General features: G+C 33.7%; 8 protein-coding genes. 5 read left to right on the top strand and 3 right to left on the bottom strand.

Annotated features, from left to right (window positions below):
- Positions 1-91: 91 nt before the first annotated feature.
- Both ACKTST_RS00170 and ACKTST_RS00165 read left to right on the top strand, forming a co-directional pair.
- On the top strand, positions 92-1,852 hold the full coding sequence (locus tag ACKTST_RS00170) for a DUF4153 domain-containing protein (protein ID WP_408045772.1): 1,761 nt from the start codon (positions 92-94) through the stop codon (positions 1,850-1,852).
- A complete protein-coding gene (locus tag ACKTST_RS00165) occupies positions 1,842-2,558 on the top strand; it encodes a 3'-5' exonuclease (RefSeq protein WP_408045771.1) in 717 nt (238 codons plus the stop codon). The genes ACKTST_RS00170 and ACKTST_RS00165 overlap by 11 nt, the downstream gene beginning before the upstream one ends.
- Before the next feature lie 7 nt (positions 2,559-2,565).
- On the opposite strand, the gene ACKTST_RS00160 is transcribed toward ACKTST_RS00165, so the two are convergent.
- The 3 genes from ACKTST_RS00160 to ACKTST_RS00150 form a co-directional block, all read right to left on the bottom strand.
- Positions 2,566-4,428, bottom strand: coding sequence for an ABC-F family ATP-binding cassette domain-containing protein (locus tag ACKTST_RS00160; RefSeq protein WP_408045770.1), 1,863 nt, complete (start codon positions 4,426-4,428; stop codon positions 2,566-2,568).
- A gap of 74 nt (positions 4,429-4,502) precedes the next feature.
- Entirely contained in the window at positions 4,503-8,780 is a 4,278-nt protein-coding gene (locus ACKTST_RS00155) for a GEVED domain-containing protein (RefSeq protein ID WP_408045769.1), read from the bottom strand.
- Positions 8,781-8,880: 100 nt separating this feature from the next.
- Entirely contained in the window at positions 8,881-11,577 is a 2,697-nt protein-coding gene (locus ACKTST_RS00150; protein WP_408045768.1) for a GEVED domain-containing protein, read from the bottom strand.
- A 315-nt stretch (positions 11,578-11,892) separates the two neighbouring features.
- On the opposite strand from ACKTST_RS00150, the gene ACKTST_RS00145 reads away from it, so the two are divergent.
- From ACKTST_RS00145 to ACKTST_RS00135, 3 genes are read left to right on the top strand one after another with little or no spacing between them, the layout of a single operon-like run.
- Positions 11,893-13,554 carry an ABC transporter ATP-binding protein gene (locus tag ACKTST_RS00145; RefSeq protein WP_408045767.1) on the top strand — a complete coding sequence of 554 codons (1,662 nt, stop codon included), beginning with the start codon at positions 11,893-11,895 and terminating at the stop codon, positions 13,552-13,554.
- Positions 13,555-13,611: 57 nt separating this feature from the next.
- Positions 13,612-14,628 (top strand): sugar phosphate nucleotidyltransferase, encoded by a 1,017-nt coding sequence (locus ACKTST_RS00140; protein ID WP_408045766.1) that lies wholly within the window; start codon positions 13,612-13,614, stop codon positions 14,626-14,628.
- Positions 14,629-14,659: 31 nt separating this feature from the next.
- Positions 14,660-15,592, top strand: a complete 933-nt coding sequence (locus ACKTST_RS00135) for a tetratricopeptide repeat protein (RefSeq protein ID WP_408045765.1) — start codon at positions 14,660-14,662, stop codon at positions 15,590-15,592.
- Positions 15,593-15,604: the final 12 nt, after the last annotated feature.

Here is a 15,604-nt window from a genome sequence, read left to right as displayed (position 1 = left end):
TCGGTACTTTTCATTAAACATAACAACTGCTTTATAAATCTTTTCGCTTTGAGGTGTTTTTGGTTTTTGTATATTTATAAAAAGAATTTCTATGAAATTTATACCTTCCTTTGGTGAAATAACCTCTAAAACTAAAGATACCTTTAAACGTTTTCCAATTACACTTTTATGGGCAATAATTGGTTCGTTTTTTACTTTATTTGCCATTGAAAATGATACTTTCGACAATTCTTTTACCGGAAGAATTATCTTGATTTTTACTTTAGGTATTAGCTGGTTAATAACTACTCGGTTTTTTGAAGAACAGTTCAAAAAAAACAAAACTTGGTTGTTTTTAATAACCTTTGGGTTTTTAGTTGGATTTTATTTTAGTATTTCTATTGAAAATAACCGGATAGATCAAAACTCAATAATTCGATTTATACTTTACTTCATTGCTGGTCATTTATTAATAATGGTAGCTCCCTTTATTTTACGCTGGCATAAATCTGCATATTTCAATTATTTAAAAGCTGTTTTTGTTGCAATTATTAGAAGTCTTTTCTTTTCACTAATCCTATATTTAGGAGTTGTTTTAGCGTTATTAGCTATAAAACACTTATTTAATGTTGATTTTAAAGGTGATCGCTTCTTTCAAATTTTTGTGATTTCTATGGGGATTGTAAATACGTGGATTTACCTTTCTGATTTTCCAAAAGACGTGCACAATCAAACAATTATTGATTATACAAAAGCACTAGAAGTTTTAGTAAAATATATTTTAATTCCGTTAGTAATTTTATACCTCATCATTTTATATGCGTATAGTTTAAAAATTGTAATCAATTGGAGTTTACCTAAAGGATGGGTTTCTTATTTAGTCGTTGCTTTATCGTTTTTAGGATTTAGTATTCAAATACTTATCAATCCTATTCAAAAAACAATAGCATCTCGTACTATTAAAAGATTTTATCCTTGGTTTTATTACTTATTATTACCGCTAATCGGATTGTTATTTGTGGCTATTTTTAGACGAATTAACGAATATGGAATCACCGAAAATCGTTATTTCGTATTCGCGTTAGCGTTATGGATTTTAGCCATGACTTTGTACATGCTTTTTAGTAAAAAAAAGAAAATAAAGGTATTTCCGTTTAGTTTGGCTATTATAGCAATGGTCGTTTCTTTCGGGTTTTGGGGAGTTTTTACCATATCAACTAACAGTCAAGTTCGTCGATTTGAAAAAGTATATACCGATATTAAAAACTCAGATTTCGCCACTACTTTTGAGAAGAAAAATCAATTACGTTCTATTGTAGGATATTTAAATGACAAAAACGATTTAGATAAATTAGAAAGTATCTTAGGTTACAACCCAAAAGCTTCGTTTAAAACCGAAAGTCATTGGCAATTACAAAATAAGTTGATGGATACTTTACATATTAAAGTAACCGATAAAATTAATGATCCATACGAAAATCATTATTTTAATATTAATGAAAACAACATGATAATCAACGTTAAAGATTATGATATTTTAAAGAGATTGTATATCAATAGACGTGAAAAGAGAAATTCGATTAATGGTTATCATTTTAGTTTGGGTAAAAAATCAAGTAGCATTAAAGTAATAAAAAATGATACACTTGTTGGTGAGATAGATTGTTCAAAAATGATTCAGAATCTTAAAAATCATGGAAAAACATATAACATTAATCCTGATTTTATGACTCTTGAAGAAAGCTTTAATAATTTGAATGTTAAGCTTATTTTTCTAAACGTAAATTTAAATAGAGACAATGATACGGAAACAGAAAAAACATTGTCAAACGTTAGTGTGTATGCTTTAATAAAAGAAAAAAATGCTGAATAAACTCAACTTACAAAACATCTTGTTTTTAGATATTGAAACTGTTCCTGAAGTAGAACTGTTTGCAGATTTATCTCCTGAAATGCAAGAATTGTATGCGTTAAAAACACAGTATCAACGTAAGGATGAATTTACTCCTGAAGAGTTTTATCACCGTGCAGGTATATGGGCTGAATTTGGCAAGATAATCTGTATTTCGGTTGGATATTTTGTAGAGCGAAAAGGTATAAATCAACTAAGAGTTACTTCTTTTTATGGTGATAATGAGCATAAGCTCCTACTCGACTTTAAAAACTTATTAAATACACATTTCAACCATCCCAATCATTTGTTGTGCGCACATAATGGTAAAGAGTTCGATTTCCCGTATATAGCACGACGCATGATTATCAATCAAATTGAATTACCTAAAAAACTCAATTTATTTGGAAAAAAACCATGGGAAGTTCCGCATTTAGATACTTTAGACCTATGGAAATTTGGCGACTATAAACACTATACTTCTTTAAAGTTACTTACCTCTATTTTAGGGATTCCATCACCCAAACAAGATATTGATGGAAGTGAGGTTGCTAATGTTTATTACCAAGAGAAAAACCTATCTCGTATTGTTGAGTATTGCGAACGAGATACCGTAGCGGTAGCTCAGTTGTTATTACGCTTTTTAAATAAACCTTTGGTTGATGAAATTGATATTATAAAAGTGTAATATTAAACTATTCTCCTTCCAATTTCATTGAAAGTTCAAACCAACGCTCTTCTTTTTCTTCTAAACTTTCTATAATTTCTTGTAGCTCTAAAGATTTTTCATTGATATCATCCATCGCTATTTCTCCGTTGGTGAATTGCGCTTCTAATTTTAATTTCTTCTTTTGTAACCTTTCAATATCAACCTCTAGTTGACCAAACTCTCGTTTTTCGTTATAACTTAACTTTCCTTTCTGAGGTGTTTTTTCTTGCTTTTCAGCTACTTTCTTCTCTTCTTTAGGTTCTGGTGGTAACGAACTCTCATACGCTCTGTAATCTGAGTAATTTCCAGGGAAATTCTCAACTTCTCCTTCTCCTTTGAAAACAAACAATCCGTCAACAATTTTATCCATAAAATAACGGTCGTGCGATACCACCATTAAATTTCCTGGATAATCGAGTAAAAAACTTTCTAAAACGTTTAGTGTTACCACATCTAAATCGTTGGTTGGCTCATCTAAAATTAAGAAGTTCGGATTTTGAATTAACACTGCACATAAATACAATCGCTTCTGCTCTCCTCCACTTAATTTTTCAACAAAATCGTGTTGCTTTTTTCGGTCGAATAAAAAACGTTCTAATAATTGGGCTGCAGAAATTCTTCTTCCTTTCGTTAACGGAATTTCTTCTCCAAACTCTTTAATAACTTCAATTACTTTCTGACCTTCTTTTATTTGAATTCCTTTTTGGGTGTAGTATCCAAATTTTACGGTTTCACCAACAATTACCTTACCGCCATCAACAGGAATTTTACCTGTTAATATATTTAAGAATGATGATTTTCCCGTACCGTTTTTACCGATGATTCCAATACGCTCTCCTCGTTTAAAAACATACTCAAATCCATCTAAAATAACCTTGTCCCCAAAGCTCTTTTTTAGTTTATGAAGCTCAACAATTTTACTTCCTAAACGCTCCATGTTAATTTCTAACTGAACTTCATGTTCTTGTCTGCGTTGCTTTGCTTTTGCCTTTATTTCAAAGAAATCATCAATACGAGATTTTGATTTGGTGGTACGGGCTTTCGGTTGACGACGCATCCAATCTAATTCCTTTTTAAACAAACTTTTTGCTTTGCTTAAATTGGTGGCTTCTAAAGCCAATCGTTCTTCTTTATTTTGAAGGTAATAAGAATAATTTCCTTTATATTTATATAATTTTCCGTTGTCTAACTCGATAATTTCATTACACACACGCTCTAAAAAATAACGGTCGTGTGTAACCATAAACAAGGTGATTTTTTCTTTAGCGAAAAAGGCTTCAAGCCACTCGATCATTTCTAAATCTAAATGGTTTGTTGGCTCATCAAGAATTAATAAATCAGGCTTGTTTATTAAGATAATTGCTAAGGATAAACGCTTTTTTTGACCTCCAGAAAGTCTTCCAACTTTTTGTGATAAATCGTCTAGCTTTAACTTAGAAAGTATTTGTTTGTATTGCGTTTCAAAATCCCAAGCATTGTGCTGCTCCATCAACTCAAATGCTTTTTGATAGGTTTCGGCATCGTCAGGGTTTTGCAATGCTTTTTCGTATTGCTGAATGATTGGAAGAATCGTGCTTTCAGTAGAAAAAATAGTTTCTTCTATCGTTAACTCAGGATTCAAATTATCGTCTTGGGCTAAATAAGCAATGTTAATTCCTTTACGGCTTATAACCTGACCATCATCAGGAGTATCTTTTCCTGCAATAATATTTAAAATAGAGGTTTTTCCGCTACCGTTTTTTGCAACAAACGCAATCTTTTGGTCTTTATTAATTCCGAAGGAAATATCTTCAAACAAGACCTTTTCACCATACGATTTTGCTATATTTTCTACTGATAGGTAATTCATCCTCTAAAATTTTATGCAAAGAAACAAAAAACCCGAGCAATTGCTCGGGTTTTGATAATTAAAAGAGTATTTAATTATTTCTTCATTAACTTGGTTCTTAATAGTTTTTGACCGTCGTTAACTTCGACAATATAAATACCTGTATTTAAGTTAGAAACATCAATATTTTCACCGCTTAAACGACCTGCTTTTAAAACACGTCCTTTAGAATTTACGATTCTATAAGTCATGTTTTTAGTTTTAGATGCTAATTTAAGCTGTACAAAATCTACCGCTGGGTTAGGGTAAGCCATAATGTTTGAACTAGCCTCATTTCCTAACTCTTCAGCGTTAAAATTTCCTATTGAAGATACATTAAATCCTGCACTAGATGTAGCAACAATATTTATTGTGTAATCTTCAACTTCTCCATCTGCAAAAGTTTCACAAGCTGTTTGGTTTGAGTTATATTTCATAGATACTCTCATACGCGTATTTCCTAAAACTGCGTTAGAAGGAACTATTACTGTACTATCTACAATATCTCCAGAACTTGATGAAGAACCTGATGTTACTCTTTCACTATCTTCAAAAACTCCATTTTGATTAAAGTCTATCCAAACTCCCCAAAATTCAGTGTAAGAAGAACTTCTAAATCCTGCGCTTAACGTTATTGAATTTGTAGTACCTCTAACTAAAGTTCCTACTTGTGATGTGAAATCAGAATATCCTGTAGCACCTGCACCTGTTACGTTAGATATTCCTCCAATTACAACTTTATCAATCCATTCATAACTATTTCTATTTCCTTTCGAAGTACAATAGTTAACAGGTGTTGGTGTGTTATCTTGCGTAGTTACATTTACTGTACTAGCAGCAGATTCGTTTCCTGCAGCATCTTTTGCTTTTACTGAGAATGTGTAAGCAGTAGCTGCTGTTAAACCTGTAACATTGTAAGTAGTTGTAGTTACTGTAGCTAATTTAGTAGCTCCTTGATAAACATCATAACCCGCTACACCAACATTATCAGTTGAAGCTACCCAACCTAATGTTAATGAAGTTTGAGTAACACTTGAAGCAGCAAAACTTCCTGGTGCTGTTGGCGCCTGTGTATCTGCTTGTGCTTCTCCAACTACTACTGTATAATCTTCTACTTCTCCGTCAAAATTTGTAGCACAAGATGTAGGATCTGAATTATATTTAGCTGAAATTCTCATTCGAGTACTTCCTAATTTTGCTCCAGAAGGAACAGCAATTGCTTTTACAGGTAATGCTCCGTTTGAAACATTACTGATATTTCCTAAATCATAAGATTCTCCGCTGTCAGCAAAATCTCCATCTTGGTTCCAGTCGATCCAAGCGAAAGCATCAACTCTATAGTTTCCATCTGTATTTACTGAAACTGTTAAGTTTGTAGATGATGATTGAGCTACTGTTGTACTTAAATTTGTAAAATCTTCATACCCTTTATCTTTTGCTGGTCCATCAGCTTTATCAATAGATCCAAACTGAACTCTTGTAATTCCTGTAGCATAAGAAGTATTTCCACTTGATGTACAGAAAGAAATTGTAACCGCTGGTGTAGTAACATTAACTGCATTACTTGCTGCAGACTCATTACCTGCCGCATCTTTTGCTTTTACAGTAAACGTATAAGCAGTGCTCGCTGTTAATCCTGTAACATTAAAAGATGTACTTGTTGAAGTTCCTATTTTAGTCGCTCCTTGGTAAACATCATAACCACTTACTCCAATATTATCAGTAGCAGCAGTCCAATTTAATGTTAATGATGTTGCTGTAACACTAGATGCTGCTAAGCTTGTTGGTACTGTTGGTGCTTGCGTATCTGGAGCTGTATTTGCTGTAAAAGATCCTGTAAACACCCCTCTACCATACGTAGAAGCGATTATTTTATTTTGAGTATTTGTTCCGTTAACATTCCAATAATCAAAAGAAGTAACACTAACATCACTCATACCGTTGTATGATTGTGTCCAAGAAGGAGTGGCTGCGTTAAAGTTTGAAGTAGACCAAACTCCTAATTGTGTAGCAACAATCGCTTCATTTCTATCTAACGGATTCTGTAAGAAATCTCTAACAGGGATGTTAGGTAAGTTTCCTTCTTTATTTACCCAGTTAGCACCACCATCTGAAGTTGCCCATACGCTAGTAACTCCGTAGTTATGCATTGTTACGAAAATATCATTTTCAGTAGCACCAAATCTTACCGAAGAAACAGATCCTACAAAAGGAGTAGTAACACTAGTAAATGTTGCGCTCGAATTCGTAACACTTGATAACTTTAAAAGTTTACCATTTGCTAATCCTACAAACCAACGATTTGCTGTAAAAGGTGAAGCTCTAAATGCAGTTGGTTTTGCATCTAATAAAGCGTTAGATAACGTTCCTTTACTATTTGAAGCTACATTAATGCTTAAAATAGAATTTGCTGAAGATGTTGAATTGTTAGCTAATAAACGATTAGCGTCACTATCAAATCCCATTTGGTTAACGAAATCCCCAGTGTTTTGATCACTTGATAAAGTAGTTGCGCCACCTTGTCTTCTTCCTTGGCCATTCCAAGGTAAGCTAAAACGATAAATTACATTCTTTACATAAGTTGCAATCATGTATTGACCATCTTTATCAACAAAAGTATAAAAACCATCTCCATCACTTAATTCAGTAGAACTGTTTATTCCTGCTGAAGCGTTTCTAAACGCTTGCGTTCCGTTGTCTTGCGCTCCTGCACTAAAAATACCATTGATATCTCCTGATCCATCAGGACCAATGGCTGCTTTTACAAATTGAGTAACGTTGTACCCTTTGTTTCTTACGTTAATTGTGCTTCCTGCATTTCCAGAATAATAAATACCTCCATCGTTACCAAATAACATTTTAGTTGATGAACTGTTTCCAAAAGCTATAGAGTGTTGATCTGCATGAACATTGTTTGAAACTCCAAACCCACCATACCAGTGAGATAATTGACTCCAAGAACTACCTCCGTTAGTGGTTTTAAACAAATCAATACCACCAACGTAAACTATATTATCATTACTTGGATCTGCTTCAATTACTAAATCGTAAAATGCTTGCCCACGACAAAAATCATTTGCTGCAATTTGTGTATCAGCATCGTTTGGTAAACTCACTGTTGAAACAGAAGAAAAAGCATTTGTTGTTTTAAAAATACGTACTGGTGTTGTAGAAGTTGTTCCTTGCGCTAAAACATATAATTTATTAGCATCTGAAGCAGAAGGTTCAATTTCAACTCTATTAGATTCTGTTAATGGAGAAGCTGCAGCTTCTGTCCATGTACCACCATTTGTTGAACTGAATACTCTTCCTCCTCCTTGTCCTAAAGCAGAACCGATAGTACCCATCCAAATTCTATTATTAGCTCCTACTTCTAAATCATTTGGAATGTAGTAATAACTATTTCCGCTAAAATCATACTTCATGTTAGCTGACTCAATTCTTGACCAGTTAGCACCACCATCTGTTGAACGGTATAAACCTGCTGATTGTAACCCTAACCAGTTTCTTGGAGTAGCAGAAGCTCCATACACATGAGCTCCTACAGCTACAAATAGCTCGGTAGATGTACCATTATTCCACGCTAAAACATCATTTACATAATGAATTCCTGATAAGAAAACATTAGAAGAATTGTGATTAATTATACCTCCACCTGCAGCAGGAATGTTAACAGCTGTCCAAGTTGTACCCCCATCAACTGTTTTATAAACACCATTACCTACAACATCTCCTGCGGTATATTGCTCACCTGTTCCTACATACCAAATATTAGAGTTTCTTGGGTCTACAGTTATTGACGTTACCGCTAAGTTACCTGGTACATTTTGTACTCTTTGCCATTGTGAATTAGCATCGGTAATGTTGTTATTTACCCATAATCCACCACTAACACCACCAGCATAAACTTTGTTGTTCGTTGCATCGTTAGGATCGAACATAATTACTCTTGTTCTACCTCCAACATTATTAGGACCTCTTTCTTCCCAAGCGTTCGTAGCATCACCAGGAGTTTTTTGTGCTTGTCTTCTAGAAACTAATTCTTGACGTAGTTTTACGACATTTTCTTGTTCTAATTCTCCAGTTGCAGGGTTCATGGTTAATTCTGCCATTTGCTCAAAATACCTGTTTGGAGGAAGGCCTTTGTTTTTTCGGGTTTTTTTGTCCCATTGTAAAGTCTCTTTGTAAGGACTCTTTTTTAAAAATTCTGCGTGAATTTGTCTTTTGTTTTCAACCTCTTTTTGAGCTTTAAAAGATTGATACTCTTTGTAACCTAAAGTTGAGGCTACAGCCAGAGACAAACCACCTACTAAAAGTTTGAAATTACTTTTCATTTTTGAAGGGTTTAGTTGATTAATTTTAGTCTCAATGAAAAAATCCGAGTAATATTTCTAAAACTCGGATTTCATTTATTTGTATAGCTTACATGCTATTTTATTTCTTCATTAATTTAGTTCTTAATAGCTTTTGGCCATCATTAACTTCAATGATATACATTCCTGTTTTTAAGTTTGAAACATCAATACTTGAAGCATCTAAGTTTCCAGACTTAACTACTACACCTCTTGGGCTTACAATTCTGTACTCCATTCCTTTTGCTAAAGAAGCTAATTTAACTTGTACAAAATCTGCAGTTGGGTTTGGATAAGCCATAACAGCTGCGTTATTCTCATTTCCTAATCTCTCTGCACTCATGTAGTTATCTTGTCTTGCGCTAGAAACAATATTTACAGTATAATCTTCAACCTCACCATAGCTAAATGTTTCACAAGCTGTTTGTGCCGAATTATACTTCATAGATACACGCATTCTTGTAGCTCCTAATGTTGCTCCTGAAGGTACAGCAACTGTAGCTGTTAAATTGTTTGCACTTGATGATGACCCTGAAACTACTTTTTCAGAAGTTTCAAATGTTCCGTTTTGGTTAAAGTCAATCCAAACTGCCCAGTGCTCTGTATAAGATGAACTCTTAAATCCTGCACTTACTATCATTTGGTTAGAACTTCCTTGAGCTAATGTTGCTACTTTAGAAGTAAAATCAGCATACCCACCATTATCACCAGTAGCATTACTCATTCCTCCTAATTGTACGTTATCAATCCACTCGTAAGAAGAGTTGCTTCCTTTAGAAGCACAGTATGATACTGTGTTAGATAATGTAGTTACATTTACTGTATTACTTGATGCAGAAACGTTTCCTGCTGCATCTTTAGCTTTTACCGAAAATGTATAAGCAGTAGCTGCTGTTAATCCTGTAACGTTTGTAGTTGTTCCTGTTACTGAACCAATTTTAGAAGCTCCTTGGTAAACATCATAACCTGTTACACCAACATTATCAGTTGAAGCTGTCCAGTTTAATGTTAAAGAAGTTTGCGCTACGCTTGAAGCTGCTAAGCTTGTTGGTGCTGTTGGTGCTTGAGTATCTGCTTGTGCAGTACCAACTACCACTGTATAATCTTCTACTTCTCCGTCAAAGTTTGTTGCACAAGAAGTAGGGTCAGAATTATATTTTGCTGAAACTCTCATTCGAGTGCTTCCTAATTTTGCTCCTGCTGGAACAGCAATTGCCTTAGCTGGTAAAGCCCCGTTTGAAACGTTACTAATATTTCCTAAATCGTAAGATTCTCCACTATCAGCAAAATCTCCATCTTGGTTCCAGTCAATCCAAGCGAAAGCATCAACTCTATAGTTTCCGTCAGTATTTACTGAAACTGTTAAGTTTGTAGACGATGATTGAGATACTGTTGTACTTAAGTTAGTAAAGTTTTCGTATCCTTTATCTTTTGAAGGCCCATCAGCTTTATCAATAGATCCAAACTGAACTCTTGTAATTCCTGTAGCATAAGAAGTGTTTCCGCTTGATGTACAGTAAGAAATTACGACCGCTGGAGTTGTAAAGTTTACTGAAGCACTATAGTTAGAATTTGCAGAAGTACACTTACTACGTACTTGAACCTCATATTGAGTTGTAGCAGATAATCCGCTTAAAGCGATAGAGTTTGAAGAAGCCGCAACAGTTGTCCAAGAAGCACTTGATGTTGCCTTGTATCTTACATCATACGTTGCTCCTGAAACAGCTGTCCAAGAAACAGTTGCTCCTGTAGCTGTAACTGAAGAAGTTGCTACACCTGTTGGTACAGTAGCTGTACAAGACACTGGAGTTCCTGATTTATCAGATAATGCTAATGCACGTCTTGCTCCTCCTGAAGCTAAATACGTATGCATTCTATCTCTTTGTCCTGCAGTAAATAAGTTCATACATGAATCATCTGAATAATCCATATAGTTTTGTACCATATCTTCTGAACCACAAGAAACATGACCAGTAGCACAGTTATAGTTAGCTGCATCAGACTCTGGAGTATCAGCAACAAAATCGTCAGTACCACAAGCACCATCACCCCAAATGTGACGTAATCCGAAGAAGTGACCAACCTCGTGAGTTGTAGTTCTTCCTCCGTCAAAAGGAGATTGAGCTGTACCAGTTGTACCAAAATATTGATCTGCCATTACTACCCCATCAGTAGACTTATCAGTATCCCAAGGGAATTGAGCATATCCTAAAATTGTTCTTCCACCACTACTTAAATTATCTACAATCCACATGTTTAAATACTCAGCAGTATTCCATGGACTAACTCCTCCTGAAGAAGCTTTTTTCATAGAATCATCTGTAGCCCAAGTAGATTTACTAACCGATTTTCTAGTAATACCAGTAGTAGCATTTCCATTAGGGTCAACTTTTGCTAAATAAAACTCAATTTTAGTATCTGCAGCTTGAGACCATTTATTAGTTCTATCTGAGTTTGTTCTACGGAAATCTGCATTCAACACATCTAATTGTGATTGAATTTGTGCGTTACTAATGTTGTTTGATGAATTCGTGTATAAAACGTGAACTACCACAGGAATTTGATAAACATCTCCTGAAATTTTACTTTGTCTGCTAGCCATTTCCTCAATTTTTTGTTGAGTATAGGTCTCCATTTGATGCATTAATCTTTCTGCATTAGGATTTTTAGCAAATTTTTGTTTCATAACCACGTCGGCATGACATGTACGTTCTTGCTGAGAAAAGGCAGCAACCACCGTGAAGAAGCACGAAAGTGCTAGAGTAATTGTTTTTTTCATTTTTGAAGGGTTAATTGGTTAAAAAAACAGAGACTCGCAAGCATTTCACTTGAAAATAACTCTTAACTTTTTGTTAAAACATTCGCAAATATATAAAAAAACATGAAGTTTTATAAAAAATAAACAATTAACAACCTGTTTTTATTCACTTTAACTAGTTTCACACCTTTGTAGATAGCTTAAACATTGAGTTTTTTGTTATTTTTAATTTATTTAAAATTTTTAAAACTCTTTTTCAATCATTTAACATTTGTTCTTAATTTACTTTAGAATATTGAAAAAATTTAGTTGTACTTTTAGTGAAATTTTAAATACATGCTTTTTGTAAAAAATTTAGAAATCTCTTTTAAAAACGCACCTTCTGTTGTTAAAGAAATCTCTTTTGAAGTAGAGAAAAACAAAACGCTGGGAATTGTTGGGGAGAGTGGTAGTGGAAAATCGATAAGTTCTTTGGCTATTTTGGGTTTACTCCCTAAAACAGCTGCTATAAAAGGTGAATTGTATTTCAATCAACAAAATTTACTGGATTTTAGCGAAAATGATTTTCAAAAAATTAGAGGAAATCAAATTGCCATGATTTTTCAAGAGCCGATGAGTTCTTTAAATCCAACGTTGACTTGCGGTCTTCAAGTTGCCGAAATTTTACAACAACACACCCAGCTTTCATCAAAAGAAATTAAAAAGGAAGTTCTTTCATTGTTTTCAAAAGTAAAACTTCCAAGACCCGAAGCTATTTACGATTCTTACCCTCATCAAATAAGTGGTGGACAAAAACAGCGAGTAATGATTGCTATGGCTATTGCTTGTAAACCTCAACTATTAATTGCCGATGAGCCTACTACTGCGTTAGACGTAACCGTACAAAAAGAAATTATTTCGTTACTAAAAGAGTTACAGCAAGAATTTGGAATGGGGATTATTTTTATTTCTCACGATTTAGCACTCGTTTCCGAAATTGCTGATGATGTTGTGGTTATGCATAAAGGAACAATTGTAGAAAAAGGCAGTGCTAATCATGTTTTTTTACATCCGAAAGAAAGTTATACAAAAGCATTAATTAACTCGAAGCCCAACACAAAAAAACGTCTTAAAACCCTACCTACGGTAAGCGATTTCATCAACGAAACTGTTAGTTCTGAGATATACACTAATGAAGAACGTGCTGCTTTTCATCAAAAAATATACAGTAAGCCTCCGTTGTTAGAAATTGTCAACCTACATAAAGATTTTATCAGTAATGCTTCTTGGTTTTCAAAACCAACTGTTGTAAAAGCAGTGAATGATGTGTCTTTTAAAATTTACGAAGGTGAAACATTAGGGTTAGTAGGAGAGAGTGGTTGCGGAAAAACCACCTTGAGCAGAACTATTTTACAGTTAGAAAAAGCTACATCTGGAAATATTTTTTACACCGGAATTGACATTACCAAGCTTTCTAAAGTTGAATTTAAAAAACTACGGAAGGAGATTCAAATTATTTTTCAGGATCCTTTTTCTTCATTGAATCCTAGAATTACAGTTGGAAATGCTATCCTAGAACCTATGAAAGTTCACAATGTTTTAAGTTCTAACAACGAACGAAAAGAATATGTATATAATTTACTTGAAAAAGTAGGATTAGATGCAACTCATTTTAATCGTTATCCACATGAATTTTCAGGCGGACAACGTCAACGTATTGGGATTGCTCGTGCTATCGCATTACAACCAAAATTAATTATTTGCGACGAATCGGTTTCTGCTTTAGATGTTTCAGTACAAGCACAAGTATTGAATTTATTGAATCAACTAAAAACGGAATTCAACTTTACATATATTTTTATTTCACATGATTTATCAGTAGTAAAATACATGGCAGATCAACTTGTAGTAATGAACAAAGGTAGGGTAGAAGAGATTGCTGATGCCGATGAAATCTACCAACATCCGAAGACAACCTATACCAAAACACTAATTGATGCCATACCAAAAGGTTTATAACTTTTTTCACTGCGTTATTAGTGGTATATTGCACCGTTAAAAACGAAAAGAAAATTTATGAAGATTATAGTACCAATGGCAGGAATTGGGTCTCGTTTAAGACCTCATACATTAACAACTCCTAAGCCATTAACCGTTATAGCTGGTAAACCAATTGTGCAACGTTTAGTTGAAGATATTACTTCGGTTGTAAACCAACCAATAGAAGAAATTGCTTTTATTATTGGTCCTGCGGCTAAAGGGTTTCCTGCTGACACTGAAGATAAATTAATTAAAATCGCAGAAAGTTTAGGGGCTAAAGGTTCAGTATACGTTCAAGAAGAAGCTTTAGGAACTGCCCATGCTATTTATTGTGCAAAAGAATCGTTAGGAGGTTCTTGTGTAGTGGCTTTTGCTGATACTTTATTCAAGGCTGATTTCACCTTAGATGCAAATGCTGACGGTGCTATTTGGGTAAAACAAGTTGAAGATCCTAGCGCTTTTGGTGTAGTAAAAATGAAAGATGGGTTTATTACTGATTTCGTTGAAAAGCCAAAAGAATTTGTTTCAGACCTAGCTATTATTGGTATTTACTACTTTAAAGATGCTGATAAGTTATTAGAAGAAATCAAATACTTAATCGATAATGACATCAGACCATCTGGTGAGTATCAATTAACAGAAGCTTTAGAAGCTTTAAAGCAAAAAGGAGCTAAATTTATACCAGGTAAAGTTTCTACATGGATGGATTGCGGTAAAAAAGATCCAACAGTAGATACCAACAAACAAGTATTAGGTTTTGAGCAGGCTGATGGCAACAATTTAGTATCTGATGACGTTGTATTAAAGAACGCTGAAATTATCCAACCTTGTTATGTGGGTAAAAACGTAGTGTTGAAAAACACTAAAATTGGTCCTTATGTTTCAATTGGTGAAAATAGTGTGGTTGAAAACTCAACAATTACCAACTCATTAATTCAAACAAATGTGCATATTTTAAATGCTAATTTAGACAATGCCATGATTGGTAATCATGCAAAATACAACGCAAATTATACATCGGTAAGTATAGGTGATTATACAGAACTTACATAAAAAACTAATAGAAAAGAGAAGAAAGAATACCTTGATAATATCTTTTTTCTTTCTTCTTTTTTCTTCTTTTATAAATGCTCAAGACAGCATTCCTTCTGCTGTTGATACAAACGAAGCTAATAACTTTATTTTTCAACAACATTTTTTTAAAGCACTTTCAGAAAAAGCCATTTTCAATTATAAAAATGCCATAGAAAGTTTAGAAAAATGTAACGAGGTTATTCCGAATAATACTGCTGTTTTATTTGAACTTTCTAAGAATTACGAAAAACTTGGAAGAAATCCTGAGGCATTAAATTATATTGATTTAGCCTTAAATAATGAGTCTAGTAATTTGTGGATGTTAGAACACAAAGTCACTATTTTAAGAAAACTTGCTGATTTTGATAAGGCAATTCTAACTCAGCAAAAAATAGCTGAAACGCATCCTAAAAAAAAGCAACTCTTAGTTTTTTTACATCTTCAAAATAAAAATGTTGAAGCTGCTAAAAAAGTATTGGCAGAATTAAAAGAAGCGAAACTTTTAAATGCTCGCTTGCGTAAAATTGAAGAGCGATTAACGGCATCAAAAGCAAACACAACAAGTCAACCTCAACCAAAAGAAACAGAGGCTAATTTAGATGCGAAATCACTTTTTGAAAAAGAAAAATCTTACATCAGTTTAAAAATGCTGTTAGAAAAGTTAGCTGTGGAAAACGATGCAGATTTACTCAAATACAGTGAGCAAGGATTAAGTTTGTTTCCTGCACAACCCTTTGTTTATTTAATGAATGGTAAAGCACTTAATAATAACAAAAAGTACAAAAAAGCGTTGGAAAGCTTACAAAACGGCATTGATTTTGTGATTGACAACAACGAAATAGAAGCGAAGTTTTACTTAGAAATGTCTACAGCTTATCTTGGATTAAACGATGTAAAAAAATCGAATTCTTACAAAGACAAAGCAACAAAACTTTTAAAGTAACCTCGTTTATAG

Origin of the sequence: Tenacibaculum crassostreae, assembly GCF_964512405.1 — a bacterium.
Classification (GTDB): Bacteria; Bacteroidota; Bacteroidia; order Flavobacteriales; family Flavobacteriaceae; genus Polaribacter; species Polaribacter crassostreae.
Note: the sequence above shows the minus strand (reverse complement) of the source record. Positions and strands in the feature narration are given on the sequence as shown.